At 65.2% G+C, this 21,593-nt stretch carries 18 protein-coding genes; 6 read left to right on the top strand and 12 right to left on the bottom strand.

From position 1 onward, the window contains the following. From mobF to AU072_RS21285, 3 genes are all read right to left on the bottom strand, one after another. Nucleotides 1-4,248, bottom strand: a 4,248-nt coding sequence (gene mobF, locus AU072_RS21295; RefSeq protein ID WP_064415625.1) for a MobF family relaxase, incomplete at its 3' end; no start/stop codon positions are given. Nucleotides 4,249-4,435: 187 nt separating this feature from the next. Further along, complete coding sequence (locus tag AU072_RS21290) at nt 4,436-7,558, bottom strand: MMPL/RND family transporter (RefSeq protein ID WP_064403589.1); 3,123 nt, start codon at nt 7,556-7,558, stop codon at nt 4,436-4,438. Nucleotides 7,559-7,886: 328 nt separating this feature from the next. Continuing rightward, the gene (locus tag AU072_RS21285) at nt 7,887-8,522 is read right to left on the bottom strand and encodes a TetR/AcrR family transcriptional regulator (protein WP_064403590.1); all 636 of its coding nucleotides are present in this window, start codon (nt 8,520-8,522) and stop codon (nt 7,887-7,889) included. A gap of 104 nt (nt 8,523-8,626) precedes the next feature. Here AU072_RS21285 and AU072_RS21280 point away from each other — a divergent pair, with 104 nt between their 5' ends. Beyond that, nucleotides 8,627-9,496, top strand: a complete 870-nt coding sequence (locus tag AU072_RS21280; RefSeq protein WP_064403591.1) for a metal-dependent hydrolase — start codon at nt 8,627-8,629, stop codon at nt 9,494-9,496. A 130-nt stretch (nt 9,497-9,626) separates the two neighbouring features. Here AU072_RS21280 and AU072_RS21275 read toward each other — a convergent pair whose 3' ends face one another. From AU072_RS21275 to AU072_RS21265, 3 genes are all read right to left on the bottom strand, one after another. Next, complete coding sequence (locus tag AU072_RS21275; protein ID WP_064403592.1) at nt 9,627-10,517, bottom strand: alpha/beta fold hydrolase; 891 nt, start codon at nt 10,515-10,517, stop codon at nt 9,627-9,629. A 58-nt stretch (nt 10,518-10,575) separates the two neighbouring features. Then, nucleotides 10,576-11,028, bottom strand: a complete 453-nt coding sequence (locus AU072_RS21270) for a PaaI family thioesterase (RefSeq protein ID WP_064403593.1) — start codon at nt 11,026-11,028, stop codon at nt 10,576-10,578. 170 nt (nt 11,029-11,198) lie between these two features. Next, on the bottom strand, nt 11,199-12,395 hold the full coding sequence (locus AU072_RS21265) for a cytochrome P450 (RefSeq protein WP_064403594.1): 1,197 nt from the start codon (nt 12,393-12,395) through the stop codon (nt 11,199-11,201). 73 nt (nt 12,396-12,468) lie between these two features. On the opposite strand from AU072_RS21265, the gene AU072_RS21260 reads away from it, so the two are divergent. Beyond that, nucleotides 12,469-13,065 (top strand): TetR/AcrR family transcriptional regulator, encoded by a 597-nt coding sequence (locus tag AU072_RS21260; protein WP_064403595.1) that lies wholly within the window; start codon nt 12,469-12,471, stop codon nt 13,063-13,065. Further along, a complete protein-coding gene (locus AU072_RS21255) occupies nt 13,062-14,111 on the top strand; it encodes an LLM class flavin-dependent oxidoreductase (RefSeq protein WP_064403596.1) in 1,050 nt (349 codons plus the stop codon). The genes AU072_RS21260 and AU072_RS21255 overlap by 4 nt, the downstream gene beginning before the upstream one ends. Nucleotides 14,112-14,159: 48 nt before the next feature. Here AU072_RS21255 and AU072_RS21250 read toward each other — a convergent pair whose 3' ends face one another. The 3 genes from AU072_RS21250 to AU072_RS21240 form a co-directional block, all read right to left on the bottom strand. Then, nucleotides 14,160-14,624, bottom strand: a complete 465-nt coding sequence (locus AU072_RS21250; RefSeq protein ID WP_064403597.1) for a DUF6188 family protein — start codon at nt 14,622-14,624, stop codon at nt 14,160-14,162. Nucleotides 14,625-14,702: 78 nt separating this feature from the next. Beyond that, nucleotides 14,703-15,374 (bottom strand): TetR family transcriptional regulator, encoded by a 672-nt coding sequence (locus AU072_RS21245; RefSeq protein ID WP_064403598.1) that lies wholly within the window; start codon nt 15,372-15,374, stop codon nt 14,703-14,705. Continuing rightward, nucleotides 15,371-15,886: a PaaI family thioesterase gene (locus AU072_RS21240; protein WP_120271088.1), complete on the bottom strand. Its 516-nt coding sequence runs from the start codon at nt 15,884-15,886 to the stop codon at nt 15,371-15,373. Before AU072_RS21240 ends, AU072_RS21245 begins: the two co-directional genes overlap by 4 nt. A gap of 100 nt (nt 15,887-15,986) precedes the next feature. On the opposite strand from AU072_RS21240, the gene AU072_RS21235 reads away from it, so the two are divergent. From AU072_RS21235 to AU072_RS21225, 3 genes are all read left to right on the top strand, one after another. Beyond that, nucleotides 15,987-16,679 carry a TetR/AcrR family transcriptional regulator gene (locus AU072_RS21235; protein WP_013471001.1) on the top strand — a complete coding sequence of 231 codons (693 nt, stop codon included), beginning with the start codon at nt 15,987-15,989 and terminating at the stop codon, nt 16,677-16,679. Between the two features lie 478 nt (nt 16,680-17,157). After that, nucleotides 17,158-17,505, top strand: a complete 348-nt coding sequence (locus tag AU072_RS21230; protein ID WP_231744957.1) for a YegP family protein — start codon at nt 17,158-17,160, stop codon at nt 17,503-17,505. Nucleotides 17,506-17,514: 9 nt separating this feature from the next. Continuing rightward, nucleotides 17,515-18,393: a TIGR02391 family protein gene (locus AU072_RS21225; protein ID WP_050597092.1), complete on the top strand. Its 879-nt coding sequence runs from the start codon at nt 17,515-17,517 to the stop codon at nt 18,391-18,393. 69 nt (nt 18,394-18,462) lie between these two features. Here AU072_RS21225 and AU072_RS21220 read toward each other — a convergent pair whose 3' ends face one another. From AU072_RS21220 to AU072_RS21210, 3 genes are all read right to left on the bottom strand, one after another. Beyond that, nucleotides 18,463-19,773 carry a hypothetical protein gene (locus AU072_RS21220; protein WP_030133892.1) on the bottom strand — a complete coding sequence of 437 codons (1,311 nt, stop codon included), beginning with the start codon at nt 19,771-19,773 and terminating at the stop codon, nt 18,463-18,465. Nucleotides 19,774-19,901: 128 nt separating this feature from the next. Beyond that, nucleotides 19,902-20,234 carry a helix-turn-helix domain-containing protein gene (locus AU072_RS21215; protein ID WP_064415624.1) on the bottom strand — a complete coding sequence of 111 codons (333 nt, stop codon included), beginning with the start codon at nt 20,232-20,234 and terminating at the stop codon, nt 19,902-19,904. Continuing rightward, a complete protein-coding gene (locus AU072_RS21210) occupies nt 20,224-21,345 on the bottom strand; it encodes a tyrosine-type recombinase/integrase (protein ID WP_030133894.1) in 1,122 nt (373 codons plus the stop codon). The genes AU072_RS21215 and AU072_RS21210 overlap by 11 nt, the downstream gene beginning before the upstream one ends. Nucleotides 21,346-21,593 lie beyond the last annotated feature (248 nt).

Here is a 21,593-nt window from a genome sequence, read left to right as displayed (position 1 = left end):
GTCCTCGGGGGTGGGCAGGTCCTCGACGTCAATGCCGAGACGCGCTTGCAGCCGGTGGGTGAACGCATCGACGGTGTAGGTAATCAAGCGTGCGTAATCGCCCGGAGGAATCGGGTGGTCGGCGTCGGCGGCGTCGGCGAGGTGTTCGGCAGCGACATGGAGCAGATCGCGCGGGGTCCAGGTGGCCGGGTCTGCCGCGCTGATAGCCGCGACCAGCCCGGGCCAGGCCGGATCGGAGGTGATGGTCTCGGTCAGCGCGGCCCCGAACGCGGCGTCGACGTCGGTGATCCAGGCCGGCCGCAGCCGCGAATGCGTGGTGGCCAACGTGGCGGTCGGGGACAGGGCTCCCGCGATACGCCACCACAGCGCGGCGGCGGGCAGCTCGTCGGGCAGCGGCCCTTGGCGGGCAGCGGTGGTGATGATCTGCCGCAGGTCGGGGGTGGTGCGGGTGGCCCGGGCGAGCTGGGCGGCCAGCTGTGGCCAGTAGGCATCGGCGCGCAGGCGCGGGTCGATGGCGTCGATGACGTCGTTCCAGCGGGTGGTGTCGGCACTGCGGCGCCCGATGTCTGCGGCGGCGTAGCGCTGCAGGGTGGCCTGCACGTCGCGGGTCCGCACGGGGTACTGGCGCGCGCCGGTGAGACGGGTGTCGGCGTCCTCCACGCCAGTGGCGGAACGGAACACCGCGATCTCGGCGGTCAGCGCCGGATTCACGGTGATCAGCGGCCGCGCCCAGGCGGGGGCGGTCGCGTTGGTCCAGGCCCGCGCCCGCTCGCGGATCTGGTCGGCCAGGCCTTGGACCAGTTGCTCGCGGCGGGCCAGGTAGGCGCTCCAGTGCGGATCGTCGGCCAGCGCCGGCGGGATGCCGGGAAGCCAGCGCAGCACCCCGATGCCCGCGGAGTGGGTGCCGGCGGGATCGATGCGGTGATCGAGGACCGCGGCGGGATCGGCGGCGTCATCGACACTGCCCTTGGCCAACGCTTCGGTCAGCAGCTCGCGGGGATCAGCGCCACCGATCGCCAGGACAGACAGGTTGCGCCGCAGCACCGGCCAGGCCTCGCGCTGGCTCAGCCGGGGGATTACGTCATCAGCGATGGCGTCCAACCGATCACGCGCACCGGCTCCCAGCTGGTTTTCGGCTGCCACGCCCAAGGCGTCGTAGAACATGTCGGCCGCAGCCTGCAGCCGCGTTGCCGGATCCTCGGCGCAGCGGGCTTCGGTGGTCGCCGACACCTGCGCGCCGTCGCGGGCCAGGGCGCGGGTGAGGACATCGACGGCGGTGTCAGGGTGGGTGGCCTTGGGGGAGAGCAGCCGGTGGGGATCGCCTTCGGCGGTGGACAGGTACAGGTGGTTTTCGTCGGTGGCGCGCGTCATCGCGACGTAGAGGTGCTGGCGGGTCAGCATGTCGGAGCCGACGATGTGGCAGGTGCCCTTGGTGTCGCGCCGTCCTGCCGTCAGTCCCTGGGCGGAGTCGATAGTGGCCGCGTAGCCCAGCGTGACATGTTCGGCGATGTAGTCGGCCGGCAGCTTGACGATGCGTCCGCTGCGCAGGTGGCGGGCTTTCACGCTGCCATCGGTGAGGACCTCGGTGATGGTGTAGCGGTAGCCGTTGCGCACGAAATCGCTGCGCCCAATGGTGATTCGGCGATTGTTTTTCCGGGTGCGGATGGTGTCTCCGACGCTGGCGTGCAGCTGATCTGCCAGCACCACCGTGGCCGCCTGGGCGGCTTCGGGATCGGCGGCCAGCCGGTCGGCGCGGGCGCGGGCGTTGAGTTCGTTGATGACGTCGTTGGTGGGCGCGAGCAGGATGGAGTCTGCGCCGGCGGCCAGGTCGGCCCGCCATGCCTGATAGGCCATGTCGGCGGCGGTCTCGTCGGTGCCGACGTGGATGCGGTGGTGGTCGATGTAGAAGCCGATGCCGGCCGGGTCGGCGTCGTGTAGCGCGAGCCCGGCGGCGGCTTCGGCCGGTGACTTGAACCGTACGACTTCGCTCAGGGTGAGCGCGTCGGTGGCTTCGGCGATGTCGCGGAGAACGCCGCCGGCTGAGATGGATGACAACTGGCCGTCGTCGCCGACCAGTCGCACGCTGGCGCCTTTGCGTAGTGCGTCGGTGATCATCGCGTCCAGCCCGGCGGTGGCGGCCTTGCCGGCCTCGTCAACGACGATGAGGGTGTCGGGGCCGACTTGCTCGAACCAGTCGGGGAGACCGGAGATCGCGGCCTTGTTTGGATCGGCTGACCAGACGTACTTGTCGAGGGTGTCAGTGGTGGCGCCGAGGTCCTCCCGGAGCACGATCGCCGCGTCGGCTGTCGGGGCCAAGCCGATCACGTGTCCGCCCGAGTTGCGCCACGCGTGGGCCAGCGCCGCCATGGCTGTGGTCTTGCCCGTTCCGGCTGGGGCCAGCGCCAGTGCGACACGGCGCCCCGAGGTCGCCATTTCCGAGACCAGTGCGGCCTGGCCGGGGTTGAGGGTGCGTCCTCGGGCGGCCGAATCTGCGAGTGCCAGTTCGACATCGGCGGCGGTGGCGGCGCGGCCGTCGCACCGGTGCACCGCGTCGAGAATGCGGCGCTCGGCGGCGAGTGTTTCGCGGCTGGTGTAGACCTGCACGCCGTGGCGGGAATAGACGCTGGCACCGTCGCGGCGACGCAAGGCGACAGGCTCGCCCAACTCGGCATCGGCGACGCGGGCGTGCGGCAGTGAAAACGCCTCTCCGAGAGCGGTATCGGTGAGGCGTTCGATTGATGCGACATCGTGCGCCACGCCGTGCGAGCGAGCGATTCGCAGCGCCTCGGCGCGCACGTGGTGGCGCTGCCAGGTGGAGCGGGATTCAGACACGGTGGCGATGAGTTCGCCAGCGCGCGACGCGATCCATTCCTCGTCGACCACGGGTGCGGTGCGGGCTCGGTTGGGACCGGCCAGGACACCGGCCAACATGCGGTGCAGTCCGTCTCGTCCGAGGACCTCCACAGCTTGGGTGCGCCAGACGTGGCGCTGCTCAGCCAGCGAGCGCGGCTCATGCTTGGCTTCGCGCGATTCCAGCGTCGCCTGCTGGGCCAAAGCGATGATCTCGGTGTTGGTTGGTTCGCGTCCGTGATCGGCCTGAAATGCCTTGGCCAGCTCGGCGGTGCGGGCCTCGATCGCCGCGCGCCGACTCGACCACCGCGCCATCAATTCCACCGAAATTCCGGCGATCTCGCGGACCGGTCGTTTTCCGCGTCCGCGGGACTGCTCGACGAACGACACCGCGAGTCTGTCGATCAAGTGCGCTTCGAGACGGGTGTTGTACAACTCCGAAGCCGCGACCGTCACCCGGTGCAGCGGTTGACCGTCCAGGGCGAGCCATCGGCGCACGCCGTTGGCGTCCACGTGGGACACCTTGTTAGAGATCGCGACGTGGGTGTGTAAGTCGGGGTCGCCGGCGCGAGAGTCCCGGTGGGTGAACGCTGCGGCGATAAGTCCTTCGGTGTCGACCTGGGCGACACCGCCGGCGCCGGTGCGCGTGAAGGTGGCTTGATCCTGCAGCCACTCGAGCACGTCGGCGACGGCCGCATCATGGGCCGCTTCAATCTGCTCGGCCACCGATAGCGGGGCGATGGCCCACAAGGCCGACACTGATTTCACCGGCGAGAACGTCAGGTCGTATCCGGCGACGGCGGTCGTGCGGGCGCGGGTGTTGCGAGCGATGAATCCGGACAGTTCGCGGTCATCGGCGGGTGGGCGGCCGTACTCCTCGGCGAACAGCTCCACAGCCACGCGGGTGCGGATCTGTGCGCGGATCTCCGGGGCGATGGTGGCGTTCCAGTGTGCGCCGTTCTCGGCGTTGTGGTCGCGGAAGGCCACCGCCAGACGCCGCGTGTACTCCGGTTCGCCGTCGCGTACCAGGAACTCACGTCCGAGTCGGCTGGCCGCCCGCCCCGAGCCCATGCTGCGGCCGATGACGTAGGTCTCGATGCGCTCGGCGTTGGGGTGCAGACCCAATCCGTAGAGGGCGCGCATCTGCGCCTCGCCGACGCCCGATCCCTCATCGACGGTCCAAATCTCTTCGCGGGCTTGCGGACTGGTTTCGCAGCGGCCGGTGTCAGACAGTGCGGCCAAGCCCCGACCCATCCACCGACCGGGCGATTCACCTTTGGCCGAGTAGTAGTCGGCCAGCGTGGAGCGGCCACGCTCGGTGCTGTCGGAGGCAGCGACCTGCCGCACCAGGTACAGGTATCCGTCTCCGGCGGTCAGCTTGTGCAGCGTCATCACCATGGCGCGCACGCAGACGTCCGCATGCGCCGCACGCTACGAACTCGGCGGTTGGCGAAGCCACCACCAAACCGGAGGTTCTTAGAAAAGTCTCAGACGGCGGGTACTGGCGCAGGGGTCGTATTCATTCGGGGTGAATACGCCCTCACGCTGGTCGGCATGTAGCGCCGGGTATTGCTCTGTTCGCTTCTCACCTCTCCTGGACCAGCACGTGAGGTGCGTCCTTCATGCCTCCTGCGTTGGTCTGACCACGTCGCGGGTTTGTTGCTTTGGTCGGCCACCAGCTGGCTTCGCGTAGGAGTGTGGCGATGGCGGGCACGGTGAGGGTGCGCACGAGGAAGGTGTCGAGCAGCAGCCCGAAGCCGATGATGAGGCCGGCTTGGATCATGATGGCGACTGAGCCGACCATGAGGCCGAACATGCTGGCGGCGAATATCAGGCCAGCGGAGGTGATGACGGCTCCGGTGTTTGCCACGGTGCGCAGGACGCCGACGCGGATGTTGGTTCCGGATTCTTCGCGGAGCCGTGAGACGAGCAGCATGTTGTAGTCGGCGCCGACGGCGACGAGGATGATGAACGCCAGCAGCGGTACGGGCCAGGCGATTTCGTGGCCCAGTCCCCATTGGAAGACCACAACGCCGATGCCGAGCGAGGCGAGGTAATTGAGCACGACGGTGCCTAGTAGGTAGAGCGGTGCTAGGAGCGCTCGCAGCAGTAGGACCAGGATGACGCCGACGATGATTATGGTGGCCATGGCCAGTTGTGCGAAGTCGGCCCATAGGAGTCGTTGGATATCGGAGTTTACGGCGGGGAAGCCGGCGACGGACACGGTGGCGTCGGCGAGTGACGTGTTGGGTCGTGCGGTGTTGGCGGTGTCGGTGATGCGGCTGGCGAGGTCCATGGCTTCAACGCTGTATGGGTCGTGGCTGCTTTCGATCATGAACCGCGCTGTTTTGCCGTCCGGTGAGAGGAATTGTTCGGCGACGTCGGTGAATTGCCGGTTCTCGAATGCGTTGGCGGGCAGGTAGAAACCGCTCGAGGAGTCGGAGTCGGCCGCTGCGCGTGAAGAGTTTTGTAGTTGGGTGGCGATCTGGCTCATGCCGGACAGCATTTCGATGTTGCTGTCGGCGAGGGTGCGGACGCCGGTGGCGAGTGCTTGGGCGCCGGAGGCGAGCTGTCCGATTCCGTCCTGTAGTCGGCGGAGATTGGTGGCCAGGTCGGCCGGGTCACCGAGGGCTCCGAATGCCTTGTCCAGCGAGGCGACTGCGTTCTGGACGTTGGCGAGGGTGCCACCGACGGTGGCGTTGGTGGCGGGATCGTAGCGGTCCCCGAGGTCGGCGATCTGGTTGAAGAATCCGCTGTCGCGCAGAGTGACCAGGATCTGCACCTGGTCGCGGATTTGGGCGCATTGCGGGGTGGTGGCACACCACGGCGAGGTGTTGAGGGCGCCGACGAGTGGGTCGAGTTGGGTGATCGCGTTTTGGGCTTGGTTGGCCAGCGGTCGTAGTCCTGGGCCGGATTGGATGGCTTGGTCGACGGCGGGGGCAGTGGCGGAAAGTTGTTGCAGCAGCGGCCGGAACTGGTTGACCTGAGTTCCTGCGGATTGGGCTTGGGTGAGGATTCCGGCCAGTGGTGTGAGGGCGGTGCGCACGGTGCTGTCGAGTTGGGCGAGGCCGTCGGCGAGCTGGTCGGCGCCGCCGGTGAGTTTGGCGAGGTCGTCTTTGCGGGAGTTGCCCTCGGCGACCGCGCCGGCCATTTTGTCGCCGATCTGGCCGTTCTGCCAGGCCAGTTCTGCTTGGTCGAGGCGCTCTCCGGTGGGGCGGGTGACTCCGGAAACCTTGGTGACGCCGGGGATCTGGGAGACGCGGGAGGCCATCTCGTCGAGATCGGCCAGTCCTTTCCCGGTCCGCATGTCGGTCGGGTTTTCCACGACGAGGAATTCGCTGATGACGACGTCTTTGCGGAAGTGGCGGTCCAGCAGGTGGTAGCCCTGGTTGCTGGCCGTGGTGTCTGGTTGTCCCTTGCGGTCGTCGTAGCTGATTTTGATGGTTGCGGCGGCTGCCGACAGGGCGAGCAGGATGACCAGGCTGACGATCAGTAGTGGCACGGGACGGCGGACCACGGCGACGGCGACGCTGTTCCAGTAGCGGCGGGTGCGATCGGGTTTGGGCTCACCGATGCCGCGTTTGGCGGCTAGCGACAACACCGGTGGCAGCAGGGTGACGGTGGCCAGAAATCCGAACAGCACGGCGATGGCACACGCGGGGCCCAGGGCGGCGAAGACGCTGAGCCGCGCGAAGACCATGGCCAGGAACGCGAGTGCGACGGTGGCGGCGGAGGCGAGGATGACGCGCCCGATGCTGGCGGTGGCGTGGATGATGGCCTGATCGGCGGGTACTTGGGCGCGGCGCTGTTCGTGGTATCGGCTGATCAGGAACACGGTGTAGTCGGTTCCGGCGCCGAGCAGGATCGCCGTCATGAAGGCGACAGTGAACTGGGAGACCGGCATGCCCAACTCGCCGAGGGCGGACAGCACGCCGCGCCCGACTGCCAGGCTCAACCCGATTACCAGCAGCGGTAACAGCGCGGTGAACACCGACCGGTAGACGATCAGCAGGATCAGGGCGATCACGCCCGCGGTAGCGATTGAGATCAGCAGCAGGTCGTGCTCGGCGGAGGCGATCATGTCGCTGAAGGTCGCCGGTGGTCCCGTTACCTGCACAGTCGTGGTCGAGCCGGTGAACACCTCCGCCGCGATGTCGCGCACCGCGTTGACGGATTCGGCGGCCGTGGGGTCTCCGAGGGTGCCGGTGACGCCGACGGGCAGATACCAGGCTTTGCGATCGGCGCTGACCGCCTGGGCTTCGGTAATCGGATCGGCCAGTAGGTCCTGCACCAGAAGGACGTGGTCGCCTTCGGCCTGCAACCGGCTCACGAGTTCGCCGTAGCGCTGCCGTGCAGTCGGAGTCAACCCATTGGGGTCTTCCATGGCGACGAACACCATGGTTTTCGAGCCTTCTTCGCCGAACGCGGCGCTCATGCGGTCAACCGTCTGCAAGGACGGCGCATCGCGAGGAATGAGGTCCACCGACTGTTGGCGCACCACGGTTTCCAGCTGGGGGAACAGCAGCGCGAGGACCACCGCGGCGCCGAGCCATACCCCGATGACCAGGGCTTTGTGCCGGAGGGTGAATCGGGCGAGCGTCGCCAACCGTTCGCTGTACTCGCGGGTGTCGGCGGGGTCGGGTGATCCGTTGGCCCGCCGGTCACGGCGCGTGGCCTGGCTTGGGGAATCTGCAGTGCCGTCGGTCACTGGACCTCCACTGATAGCGAATGGTAGCGATCGATACTGTCGGTATCGCTACGCTACCGCATGTAGTGCAAGTGGTGACGGCGTCGTAGGACGCCAGGCCGCGCAATGCGCGACTGGGGAAGGACAGGCGGCCGCTATCGAGTCCAGCGCCGGCCGCCGGTCACAGCCGGCAGGGAATGGTCGAACACTCAGTTGGCTTCTGAAGCCAGGCCGACGTTGTTCAGTCGACGGCATTGGCCTTGGATGTTGTTCAGGTCTTGCTGTTGCTGGTCTCGGACGTTGACATCGAGCGCACGGACGGCCACATCGCGTAGCGGGGCCGCTAGCTCTAGGTTTGCGCTTCGGTTGTGGCCGACTGGCCCGTGTTCTGCAGCAGCACGTAATTGCCTAGGCTGCCCAGGAAACCTGCGCAGTGCTGAACGAGTTCATCGGTGGTGAACTCCAGTTCTCCGTCGAGTCGGCGGCGCAAGACTTCGAATAGCCCTCCCACGCCCAAGGTCGAAGCCAAATGGGCAACCCCCACGGCGGAGTCGGGGATGTCGAGGTGGAGTCTGGCCTCGCGCAATACGAGGTCGGTGAAACCGGCCATCAGTTCGCTGCGTAGCTCTCGGAGCAGCGGCTCGGTTGCAGATTCCACGAACAGGATCCGACCCAGCCGAGGGTCGTCGTCGATCATGCTGACCAGCCTGTGGATCGGCGCGTACGCCAGCACCTCCGGTGGCTCGCCGGCATCGGGGATCGCGTCGACTATCACCTCCTGGAAGGTGGCATAGAGCTGCTGGTAGACAGCCCGCAGGAGGGCGTCTCGGCCGGAGAAGTGCTGGTAGAAGTAGCGTGACGTGACACCTGATTCAGCGCAGACGGCAGTCACAGTGGCGGCGGCAACACCGCGCGTGCCGATCAACTCGGTTGCGGCCTCGATGAGACGGGTGCGCCGGTTCCGGTGACGCTCCTCGGCGGACATCCCGCTATACACCCGCGCCGAAACCACGTGGATAGCTTGCCATCTAATTCTGACAAGGCTTAGAGTCAGATTGCCAGCGTGCCCTTGACGAACGGGAGAACAACATGAGCGACGATTCGTTCACTCGGCCCACCACGAGGGTCGTCCCGAAGCCCCGCCGTGTTCGATTCGACATGCCTGCTGGGACCAGTCGGCAGCACTTCGTCGATGGCGACTTGGTGATGAGCCACTTTGTGTCCACCTTGTCGGCCACGTTCCCCGAAGGCGAAGACTTCTTCATCCGGTCAGTCCGCGAGTATCGGGACCACATCAGCGACGCTGACCTCAAGGAGGCGGTCAAGGGATTCATTGCACAAGAGGCCACGCACCGACACCAGCATCGGCTGCTCAACGATCGGCTCCAAGCGATGGGCTATCCCACCGAGGGGATCGATCGCCATATCAAGAAGTTGGTTGGCCGACTTGAGAAGCGTTTTTCTCCCAAGATGCGCCTGGCTGTGACGGCCGCCCTCGAGCACTACACAGCGACATTCGCCGAGATCATTCTCACCAGCGACGAAGCTCAAGAATTGATCGGCGACACCGAAGTGCGGCCTATTCTGCTCTGGCACGCACTGGAAGAATGCGAGCACAAGGCCGTCGCTTTCGATGTCTACGAGACGGTCGGTGGAAGCGAACGCACCAGGGTCTGGGGGATGCGGATCGCCAGCCTCCTCTTGTTCAGCGAGTTGGTCATCCAGACCACCCGCTCTCTGGCCGGTGACCGTGCCGCCTACAACCCGGTGCGGTTGCTGCGCAGCCTTCGAGGTTTCCGTCATAACCCGCTATTCAGCCCAGCAGCAATTGAGCGCTTTCGTTCCTACACCCGCGCCGGATTTCATCCCGACGACTGGGACAGCGCAGAAATCCTCGAACGCTGGACCAAGGAACTCTTCGACGCCGATGGTGGCCAACAAATGCGTAGTAACGTCTAGCTCGACCAGAGCCCGTCGCGGTCAAAGTCGGCCTAAGCGAAGAACAATTCATGGGCTTCGCTCCGCGCGCAGTGAAGTCAAGCCCAGTCCTTTCTACTGGCCGCTCGATGGTGCTCGATCACGTCGCGACCTACAGGAAGCTCCGGCCGAGGAACTCGGTGACGGCGGAGCCGAAGGCGTCGTTGTCGTCGCCGGCGATCATGTGTCCGGTGCCGGATACGTCGACGGTCTCGGCGTGGGGAACCAGTTGCTTGAACTCGTCGACGGTGGCTTGGGAGACCACGTCGGACAACAGACCCCTTACGAGAAGTGTTGGGGCGCTGACCCGTCGGGCTCCGTCGATCAGCAGGCGGCTGATTGCGTCGAATTGCTCCGTTCCCGTGGTCGATTCGTCGCGGAGGAAGTCGAAGTTGGAGTGAATGAATGCCGGGTCCCACCGCCAGATCCAGCGGCCGTCGTGACGCTGCCGTAGCACCTTGCGCAGGCCGTCGACGTTGGCCGGGCGCGAGCGATGGGGGTTGTACGCGGCGATCACCTCGGCGGCGTCGGAGAGGGTGCCAAAGCCATCGGGATGTGCGGCCATGAACGTCACCACGCGACGAGCGCCCTGGAATTCAAGCCGCGGGGTGACGTCGACCAGGACGACCGCCGTCCACGACGCCCCGGATGTCAACAGATGCGTGCCGAGCACGGTCATGCCCCCAAGGGATGCACCTACGACGGCAGGGGCGGTATCGGCGCTGAAGTGCTCACGCACGGCGAGGAGATCGGTCGCGAGTCGCTCGATGTCGTACCTGCCGGCTGGGTCCCAGTCGCTGTCGCCGTGACCGCGGGTGTCGTAGGCGACGACTGTGTATCCGCATGCGTGGAGACGACGCGCTGAAGTGCTCCACGCGTGCCGGTTCTGGCCGCCGCCGTGCAGGAGCAGCACGACGGGACGGGCGTCATCGTGGTCGTAGCAGTCGGCGGCCAGGGTGATCCCGTCCTGGGTTCGGACCCGATGCTGCACGGCGGAGGTCATGACACCTTCCTGGCGAGATCGGAGTCCGCCCGAAGCGTGCGACCGGCTACAAGCGCCTTCATTGTGCGTTGCCCGCGGCGTTCACGATCGTGACCGTGCCCTGGGCTACGCAGACGGCTTTGTCGCCGTTGCTAATGTCGATGCGCGCTACTCCACTGCGATTGCCCAGCGACACGATGTCGGTGACGGCGACACACACACCGGTGGACACGGGTCGCAGCAGGTTCAGCTTGAATTCGGTGGTGGCGACCCATGATCCGGCCGGAATGACGGGGTAGAACACGACTCCGAGACAGTGGTCGACCATCGCCGATAGACATCCGCCGTGCAGGGTGCCGAAGGGTGTGAGCAGTTCGGCACGGGTTTCCATCTCTGCCACCAGCCGACCGGCGGCGAGTTCGGTGTGCCGAAAGCTCAGAAACGTCGACAGTCCACCCGCTGTGTTCGCCGATCTGAGCAGCTGGTCGGCGATCTGCTCATCGAAGTGGGCGAATGTCACTGCCACCACCATGCCCCTGCCTCCTGTCCGGTCATGGGTCGATCACCGTTCGAGCCCGCGAATCGTTTGAGCATGTCGCCGAATGCGCCGAGGTCGCCGTGCGCGCGGAGTGCTCGACATCGACGGCGATGAACCTGGCCGCGCGGTGAAGCACACGACGCGTCGTCGAAGAGGGGCACGGGCTAGACCGGCGTGGTCCAAGTGATTGGCAGCGATGTGTAGCCGCGGATCGGTCCGGACCGCAGCCGCCGCGCCGATTCAAGATCGACCTCCCAGTCAGGCACCTTGTCCAACAAAGCATCCAGAGCGATGCGGGCCTCCATCCGCGCCAGTGCCGCACCCAGACAGAAGTGGATGCCGCGACCGAAGGCGACCTGGTGCTCACTGGTGCGCTCGATGTCGAACACGTCAGGATCAGGGAAGGCACGCTCGTCGCGGTTGGCCGACCCGAACAACAGCAGCACCTTCTCACCTTGACGCATCGTCGTGTCATGCAGGATGACGTCGCGGGTCAGGGTTCGTGAAAGTCCCTGTGCCGGTGAGTCGTAGCGCAGCAACTCCTCGACTGCCGGCCCCAACAGTGTTCGATCGGCGGCCAGGCGTCGGCGGGTCTGCCGATGCTGGGCCAGTACGACCGCGGAGTTCCCCAGCAGATTGGTGGTGGTCTCGTAGCCCGCGACGAGCAGCAGCGCGCAGAAGCCGAGGACTTCCTCGTCGGTCAGTCCGATCCCGTCGACGGTGGCGTTGGCCAACGCCGACATCAGGTCCTCGCGGGGGTTTTTGCGGCGGTCGGCGAGGAAGTCGGTGAAGTAGGCGTAGATCGAGGTGGCGGCGGTCAGTGCGTCGGTGGTTTGTCCGTGGTTGACGTCGACCTGGACCAGTTGGCTCGACCACAATCGGAACTGATCACGATCGGTGGCGGGAACGCCCAGCAGATCGGCGATCACCGCGGCGGGCAGGATCGCGGCGAAGTCGGTCACGAAGTCCGCCGATCCGGAGCCCTCGTCGAGGCGCTCGAACAACTCCGCGGCCATCTGTGTGATGGCGCCCTGCAGCCCGGCCACCCGCCGGGGGGTGAACGCCCGGCTCACCAGGGCACGCAACTGGTCGTGGCGCGGAGGGTCCATCACGATCATCATCGGCAGGAACGAGCCGATGAAGTCCGATCCCGGCGGGGTGGGGAAGATGCCGTCCACCGAGGAGTACGTGCCGTGATCCAGTGCTGCGGCCTGGACGTCGCCGTGCCGGCTCAACACCCAGGTATGGGACTCCTCGGCGCGGTACACCGGAGCCGTGTCACGCAACGACCGATACGTCGGATAGGGGTCGTTGAGGATCGAGGCGTCGAACGGGTCGTAACGAATCTGCACCGAGACCACCAAGACCTCCGACCACCAAAGTAACGACGGTTTAGACTCGCAGTCTAAACCGGCCGACCGGGACAGGGGGGCAATGCGCAAGATTCCACGTCAGATCTCTGACCGGCTTCCCGCCGCGGCGGACTTGTTCGCCGAGAAGGGGCTCAACGACTCCAAGATCGAAGACGTCGCCGCGGTGACCGGTGTGCCGAAAGCGACGCTGTACTACTACTTCGCCGGCAAAGAGGACATCCTTGCCTTCCTGCTCGAAGACCTCCTCAAGGACATCTCCGATGCCGTGACCGCGATCGTGCACACCGACGGCACCGGTGCCGAACGCCTCGAACTCGTCATCCGCGCACAACTGCGGGCAATGGCGCAGCGGCCAGCGGTATGCCGTGCACTCATCGGCGAACTGGGACGAGCGGCCCGCATGCCGGCCATCGCCGAGATGATCAATACCGCCTACCAACAACCCGTCGAAACTCTGCTCATCGAAGGGGCCCGCGACGGATCCCTCGTCGCTCAGCCCGATGCACGATCGACGTCCATTGCGCTGTTCGGCGCGGTCACCATCAATGCACTCATGTACCTGGTCACCGAGAACCACCTCGACGAGACGGTGGTCGCCAGCACCCTCAGCGCCGTCATGTTCGACGGCCTGCGCCCGCGCACAGGAGACCAGTCATGAGCACCTACGGCCTGTCGGTTCTCGGCGGGGATCTGAAGTCACTGGCCCAAACCGCCCAGGCCGCTGATGCGGCCGGGTTCGACGCCGTATGGGCCTCCGAGTTCTACTCTCGGTCCGGATCGATCTCCATGGCCGCGATGGCCAACAGCACACAGAACTGTCGGATCGGTTCCTCCATTCTCTACGGCGTCGGCCGAAGCCCCCTGGTGCTGGCCACCGAGGCACGCGACCTCGACGAACTCTCCAACGGACGACTGGTACTCGGCATCGGCAACGGCACCAAACGGATGATGGGCGACTGGCACGGCGTGCCCGACACCTCCGCACCCGCCCTGCGGATGGAAGAACTCGTGATGCTGCTGCGCCGGATATGGAACCTGCATGAAGGCCCGATCCATCACGAGGGCCGTTTCTACAGAATGAATCTCACCCCGACCGGCGACATGGGACCCTCCAGCCGGCCGATCCCGATCGTCACTGCCGGTGTCCGGCCCCGGATGTGCGAGGCGGCCGGGCGGGTGGCCGACGGCCTGGCCGGACATCCGCTGTTCACAACCACCTACGTCGAGGAGATCGTCCGGCCCGCTATCGCCAGGGGTGCCGCGCACACCGGCCGCGACCCCAATGACGTGGAAATCATTTCCATGGTGATGTGCGCCATCCACGACGACACCGAGGTCGCCAGGCGCGAACTGGCGCAGCAGATTGCGTTCTACTCCTCGGTCAAATCCTACGAGACGGTACTCGATGTGAACGGCTTCGCCAGCGAAGGCCGAACCATCCGAGAAGCATTCGCCCAGCGCGATTTCCCGGCGATGTTCGCCGCGGTGTCCGAGGAGATGATCGACACCATGGGTGTCGCCGGGACGGCACACGAGGTCCGTGAACAACTGAGACGCTACGAAGGCGTCCTCGACCACATCATGCTGTATTCACCATCGGTCGGCATCGCTGCGGAACGCGTGCAGCAAAACTTCGCCAGCATCATCCGGGAATGCTCGCCCGCCTCGATGTCGCCAGGGCGGTCCTGTCCACGTTCAACCTGATCCACGTATTGCCGCCCAAGTCGACCCGTCGCCGCGTCCGCGGCCGCATCAGTGGGTCTGCCGCGCCGACCCCGCCGATGATTGCGTGGCGCTGTTGACGATGTTGGCGTCGTCGGTGTCGGGGAGGTCATGGCGGACCACGCGTACCCGTCCTTGAGGTAGGCAGGCCATGTAGCCGTGGCGCATACCATACAACTCCCACGCTGTCTGTTCAGCGTCGGGATCGACATCGATGCGATGTCCGCGCGAGAAGCTCAGGTGTAGTCCTCCATCGTCGCTGGAACAGGCCTGGGTGCACACTGCGCCGGCGAGGTTCAGCAGTGGGCGTTCGTGGGTCGCGATCCTGAGGGGGTCAATACGCACCGCCTCGATGGGGTAGGTGCCGACGGCAGGAAGGGTCAATAGCAGGGGGCAGGAGATGACGATTTCGTTGTAGTCATCGAAATCCAGAACCAGGCCGCCATGCAGCGAGAGGCGTTGTACAACAAGGTTTTCGATCCATTGGGTGTACATGGCAGTCTCTTTTCGACGCATCGTTGAGCCGTATCCCCAAAGAGTACGCTAAGTAGCGCTGCGATATCAGTAGTATCGTTATCGGTTGGCGGTGGGCCTAGCAGCGCTGGTCACGACGCGCCTGGTGGCTCGGTCAATGCGGTCGCGGGTGTCGGCGGCTGTCGCGCGGTGGCCGCTGAAGGTCACGAGGTTGGCCAACCAGATGTCGGAGATGACCCCAGCGACGTGCAGATCGGTAGGGGTGGGCTCGCCGCCCCTGAGCGTGCGGGCCAGCAGGATCTGGATCTCATCGGCCGCGCGGTCGAGTTCCGCGGCGGCGCGGGTGTCTGCGACGGCGAAGGCCCGTGTCATGGCCGTCGTCAGCCATGGGTCGCGCTGCCAGCGGTCATGCAGATGTGAGGTGAGCCGTTCGAGCCGTTCCAGCGGTGTGCCCTCACCACTCGCCCAGTCGCCGGCCGAGTCGAGTCGACGGAACTCGCGCGTCAGCGCTGCTACCAGCAAGTGGGTTTTCGCCGGGAAATAGCGGTAAAGCGTGCCGACGGCGATGCCGACCCGCTCGGCAACCGTCCGCATCTGAACCGCCTCGTAACCACCCGACGCAGCCACGGCCAAAGCTGCATCCAGAATCGTTTCCCGGCGCCGTGCGGAGGCGCGCGAGCGCGACGCGCTAGCGGTCCGCTTCTCTCCAGCGACCGAGTTCGCTTCCGAGCGTCGGGTTTTGCCGTGGCTGCGAGCCTGAGGGAAAGTCATGATGGCCCCGGGTCGAAACTGCCGCGGCGCGAGAACTGTTCCAGAAGATCGCCGAAAGCGCTGACATCGCCGTGTGCGGCGAAGTGTTCGGGCCTGACTGCGACGAACACTGCATTGGCGGTGAAGCGGGTGATCCCACGCTCACCAGTGCCTGTCGCCGTGACGTGCAGCGCCCGTCCTTCACGAGAGGTGATGTGGGCAGTAATCCGGTGGGGCTGATGCAGCGGCACCGGCCGCAGATACTCCACCGTCAGGCTGCGAGTCACCGCCGGGGTGCCGGCGACCCACAATGTGAAGCCCAAGACGTCATCGCACGCGGCCGCCACGGCTCCGCCATGGGCCAGGCCTGGAGCCCCGATGTGGCGCTCGTCGAAAGTCACATCGGAGTACACCGCGTCGCCGCTGCGGTGCACCACCAAACGCAGTCGGTGGGGATTGTCCGGGCCGCAACCCATGCACGTCGTTGTGTGCGAAGGTAACCGCTCCGGCAGCGATGCGCTTCCTGGCACCATCACGCTCCAATACTGTCGGTTTCGCTTCGATACCGTTAGTACCACACTGCTAGACTGCCAGGACAACATCGCGTGAAAATCGACCGCCCGAGGTGAATGAGTGAGCAACAGTCAGTCAGCGCCAGTCCCTGACGATGACGTGGACCCGCGGCGCATCCGGTCACGCACCCGGCTGCTGGATGCTGCGGCAACGCTACTGAGCACCGGTGGGGTGGAAGCGGTCACTATCGATGCCGTCACCAAAGCATCCAAAGTGGCCCGAACCACGCTGTACCGCCACTTCCACAGTTCGTCGCATCTGCTCGCAGCCACGTTCGAACGCCTACTTCCGCAAGTGACCACTCCGGCACCGACCAGCGGACCCCTCCGTGAGCAGCTGATCGAATTGCTCAGCCGCCAAGCCGCACTCTTCAACGACGCACCGCTGCATGTCACGACACTCGCGTGGCTCTCATTGGGGCCCACCGGCTCCACTAACGAAGCGGATGAGCGCCACACATCCGGGGCGCTACGGGCCCGAGTCGTTGACCAGTACCGTCAACCATTTGACGCCATACTCACCAGCCCGAGAGCACAAGCCGAACTCGACGACTTCGACCGGGAACTGGCGCTCTGCCAACTCGTCGGACCACTCGCCTTCGCCCGAATGACCGGGCTTCGCACCATCACTCACAATGACTGCGCGAACATCGTCGATGACTTCCTCGCCGCCCACCGCAAGACCGATAGCGACGCCAAAGAGTCGAAGATCGCCACCAAGAAGACGGGCCGCCCCGCGCGCTTAGCTCGCTAGGCACAACGAAATCACAGCGTCCAGCCGGCTGGTCTTCGGGCCCTTTTCGCCTTCTCGCAAATCGCGTCGGCGATGGCATCGAAGGACCGTTCGTCGCCATCATCGGCGAGGCCGTGCGCGCAGATTCCATGGGCATCCGCGTGACGATTCGTGCCGGCAAAGTGAGTGCACCACCTCAGTGTTCGGACCGCCGTTTCCCGCGTTGAGAACTCTTCCCCCTACGTCCGTGAGGTGTCTCGCGGGCAACCCCTCGCATCCGCGGTCTCGCAATCCTTGGGACGCGGGGTGTCTGCGCCGCGGATCTTTATCCGGATATCGTCCGTCGTTAAGTGATCGTGCTTATTGGCAGAGGGGTCGAATTCCGAGTGGGGTGAATGCCCAAATCAGAGGTCTGTTCGAGGGCGAGTTTGTTCGCTGCGTCGCAAGCGCTGGCTGTCGGTGTCTCTTGATAAGACTGTTGCGAGCTGACTGCGTACCTGTGGTCAACAGGCAGGAGGATCCGATGTACTTCAAGGTCACGGTCACTGGTGACGCCAACCGCTATCCCACGTGGGCCTTGTACGGCGACAACCATGAGATGGTCGCCTGGGCAGGCGAAGGCTTCGAATCGCAAGCCAACGCCACCAGAGCGGCAAATGCCTTCAAGTCCGGCGGGTCCGCAGCACGGTATGAGACATTCCAGGACGTCGGCGGAAGCTGGCGGTGGCGCGCATGGCGGTCGAGTGACAAAGTTGCCGCCTCAGGTGAGTCGTTCGCCAGCTCTTACAACGCGGAGCGCGCCGCCGAGAACGTGCGGGCGAACGCGCCGTATGCGACTGGGCCCTGAGCTGCGTACATGGGTGACAATGACGATCTGAAGTTGAATCCACGGTTCCTGCGGCGAGCAGCGGAACAGGTGCGCGACTTTGAGCGGGCGTTCAGCGCCCTGCTCGAGCTGTGTCAGTTCACCGCTGGGCTTCGGGCGATGGCTGGTCCCGACCTGCCTGACGAGGTACTTGCCGGCTACGCCAGTCTGCCCGCCGTGACACCGAGATCTGATGTGTCAGACGACGAATGGGTGGCGGCGAAGGGCCGCTGCTCACGGACAGCTGGCCGTATTGCGCATCTTCCCGACATCACCGGTGTGCGGATATCCCGCCCGGGATTCGGCGGTCCGGTTAACCCGTTCGAGATGTGGATAACTGTCACCCAGCCGCACTCGCTCGTACAGCCGGACGACATCCTCGCCGCGTCCGAACACACCATCGGCATCCTTGAATCGATGGTCGACCGTGTCGATGTCACCGGCGACATCAGCATCGAGGATATGCACCCTTTGGTCTGGGGCGCGGCTCGAGGCCAATGGCGCATCGAGTTGTACCGCGAAGCGGTGTCATCCGCCGTGGGCGCTGTCATCGACCACGTCCGCCAGCTCACCGGAAGGACTGACCTCGACGACAAGGACGTTTTCACGCAGGCCTTCTCGCAGAGTCCACCCAAGGCTGGTGCTCCGCGATTGCGCTGGCTCGGAGGTAATCAAGACCAGACCGTCATATCGATGAACCGCGGCTTGTTGAGTTTCTCGACGGGCGTCCATGCTGCGATCCGAAACCCAACCACCCACGACCGGACGCAGCTATCGGCGCAGGAGGCCGCCGAGAGGCTCGCCGCTTTAAGCCTTCTGGCGACTTGGGTGGAGAAGTGCAGGCTCGACAGCGTCGACGCCACGCAGTGAACAATCACTCGCGAGAACTCAAGCGCTGGAACCGCCGCCGCGAAATCCATCTGAGGCACAGCGATACGGTCAGCGGGCTCTTTCGGCGATGTAGGCGGTCCAGTCGCGGGCAGCAAGTCTGGCCCAGTCGGCGGCGTTTTTGTCGGTGAGCCCGAGCAGTTCGGCCAGGACTGGTGCGGGCATGTCGCCGGAGAGGTGGAAGAGGGTCGCTTTGCGGTTCTCGTAGGGCTTGATCCCGATGGCGACGAGCTGGGAGCGGATGTTCTCGGTGGCGAGGTGCGCTGCAGGGTTGCCGCCGCGGAACAGCCAGCCGGTTCCGCGTGAGGCGTAGAGGCTTTTGCCGCGGTGCTCGAGGTGCTCACGGATGAGGTCGTCGAGGAGCGGCGGCATCTGGACTGGAATCTTGCTGAAGGTGACGTGCACGGCCCGGTCGTCGGTGATCGCGACCTGACTGGTGCGCATGGCGACGATGCGTGAAAGCGGCTGTGCGAACAGCAATGTGAGCAGGCCCGCAATTCGTGTATAACGGCGCACGGTCGTGTCGTGCAGCAGACGCTCTACGGCCGCCCACCGCTGCGTATCGGAGACGGTTACTGAGGGCGGTGACTGCGGGACGTCGGGGACTCGGAGTTTGGTGTTGGTGCGGGATTGGCGTAGCCAGACGATGAAGGCGTACTCATGGTTCAGCATCCTGCCGACGTGTTCTTGGTAGCGCTCCAACAGATCCTGGGTCGCGGTCGCCGCACTGGCGTCATGGCGGGCGAGGAAGCCCACGAACTCGATCGCGACGCGGATGCGCCGTCGACACGCATCGGCCATCGACTTGGTCAACCGGTCTTCACGGGCGGCCTTGCGCATTCCTCGCAGCACCTGCCAGTGCGCGAATCGGCGAATCAAGGCGGCGTCCTCGGCGGGCAGTTCGGCGACGATGTCTTCGATCCAGGGCAGCATCCGTTCGATGCGGATGTCGAACGGTTCCAGGACACCGACCGCGACGAGAAGACTGCGAAGGTAGTCGTGGGCACGATCCGAGGGCAGGGTGCGGAAGGTGTCGTGGCTGATGTCGACCGCGCCGCAAGCCATCTGCCCGAGAAGTTGGGGGCCGATGCCAGGTTTCTTGCGCAGCCACCACAGCCCTGTTTGTGGGCGTTCGGAGTTCACCAGCTCGTCGAAGACCGGCCGCAATTGGCGGTGAATCTGGCCGGTCGTCGGGTCGGCGAGCAAGTCGCTGAGGCGTTCACGCAGGAAGCATCGCGCGCACCGATTGTGCCCGTAGGGATGGTCTTCGCGCCCGCATTCGCGGCACCCGAAGATCGACTCGACACCGGCACATGACGCGCACACCACCGTCTCGCCGCGTCGCCATGCCAGCGGCCGCACGACATGGCAGCCCGGACAGGTTTCGGGGTGGTAGTGCCGCCTGCGACGGCAGCCGACACAAATGCGACACCCATGCGTCAGCCGGGTCAGGTAGTTGGTGCTTGCGCACTCCCAGCAGGCTCGTCGATTCACTCGTTGTCGCCGGGGCGGCGGATCCTGGCGCGGATCGGCCGCAGGTCGCCGATCCCGGGCCCGCTGTCGTTGACTGCGGGTGCCTCGCGGATCTGTTCTTGGGCGAGCTCGAACAGATCGTTGGGGGTGCACGCCAGGATGTCGCACAGCGCCGCCAGCAGGTCGAGATTGATGCGCTGTGGAGGCTTGGTAGCGATCCGGTAAACCATCTGTCGGGAGATCTCCACGCCACGTTCGTGCAGCGGTGCGACGAGGTCGGTGGTGGCGAACATGCCGTTCTCGGCCATCAGGCGGCGCAGGTTCCACCGGAGGACGGTTCTAGTGCTCATCCTGGCTCCCTTCAGTCGTCGCGGATCCGTAGACGCGGCGCAGCGCCGCCTGCAACGTTTTGGTCTTGAAGTCGTTGGACACCGAGGTGTAAATCGCGGTGGTCGAGGCGTAAGAATGTCCGACCTGCTCGGTAACGAACCGTTCCGGGTAACCGAACTCGATCAGGTGGGTCACATAGGAGTGCCGCAGGCAGTGCAGGGTGAGGTCTTGAGGCAGACCGGCCTGCGCCCGCAAGTAGGCGAATCGCTTGTCCATTTGCTTGGTCGCCACCCGCTGCCGACGCTCAGTCAGCCACAACTCTTGACGGCTGCCGGGACTCAGAAGCGGCCGGGCTTGATCGACCCATTGGCGCAGTCCGTCGATCACCCAGTCGAACTCGGGAACGGCCAGCACCGTGCGACGCCGAGGGGCGCTGCCGCGGCTGGACTTGGCATACCGGACGTGGACGGCGCCGAACGTTCCCCACGCCGGCATCCGCGGGTTGGGACGCAGGTCGGCCACGTCGAGGTAGCACAGCTCTCGACGGCGTAACCCGAAGGCGTAGGCCGTCTTGATCATCTGCGCGTCGCGCAACGCCGCCAACGCGCCTTTGCGACCCGAACGCGCAATGATGTCCACTCGATCGGCAAGGAACGCGAACAACGTTTCCACCTCGTCGTAGGTGAACGGCCGGCGGGCGGGCTTGCCCTCGTATTCGACCAGATGCGCCGCGGTGTTGAAGTCATGGCAGACCTGCGACGGGATCCTTTCGAACCGCTGCTCGCACTGCGAGATCCAGCCATAACGGCCATCGAGTAGGTAGTCACAAAACAACCGCAGCGTCATGTGGTAGCCGCGAATTGTCGAGGGCGCCTTGCGGTTGTTTCCCGACATCAGAGCCGCCGTGAAGTCCTCGACATCGCCGGCCGTCCAATCCCACGGATGCGTCTCGGCGAACGCAGCGAACCGTCGCACGAACGCCAATCGCGATTCGATCGTGGCCTCGGCAAGCAGCCGGGACTTCTGCTGGCGTCGCCACCCCGACAGCATCGCTTCAAAGACCGCGGACGGTTCATCAAGATGGACCACGCCCGCGGCGAGAACGAGGTGCGCCGAACCTGGAACGCTCAACTGAAGGCCTCCAGACGGTCAACTCACAGTTGTCAATGTCAACGGCAAGTTACCACGATCTGGGCCGAAATCGCTCATCAGCACAAACGGGAAATGGTTCAATGGCGGCTTGGCGGCTCTCGCCCCAAGCGCCACCCGCGTGCGTCAACTTTAAGTTGATTGGCGATCTTCTACTGGCGCAGGGGTCGTATTCATTCGGGGTGAATACGCCCTCACGCTGGTCGGCATGTAGCGCCGGGTATTGCTCT

The sequence above is a fragment of the Mycolicibacterium novocastrense genome (assembly GCF_001499835.1).
Classification (GTDB): Bacteria; Actinomycetota; Actinomycetes; order Mycobacteriales; family Mycobacteriaceae; genus Mycobacterium; species Mycobacterium novocastrense.
Note: the sequence above shows the minus strand (reverse complement) of the source record. Positions and strands in the feature narration are given on the sequence as shown.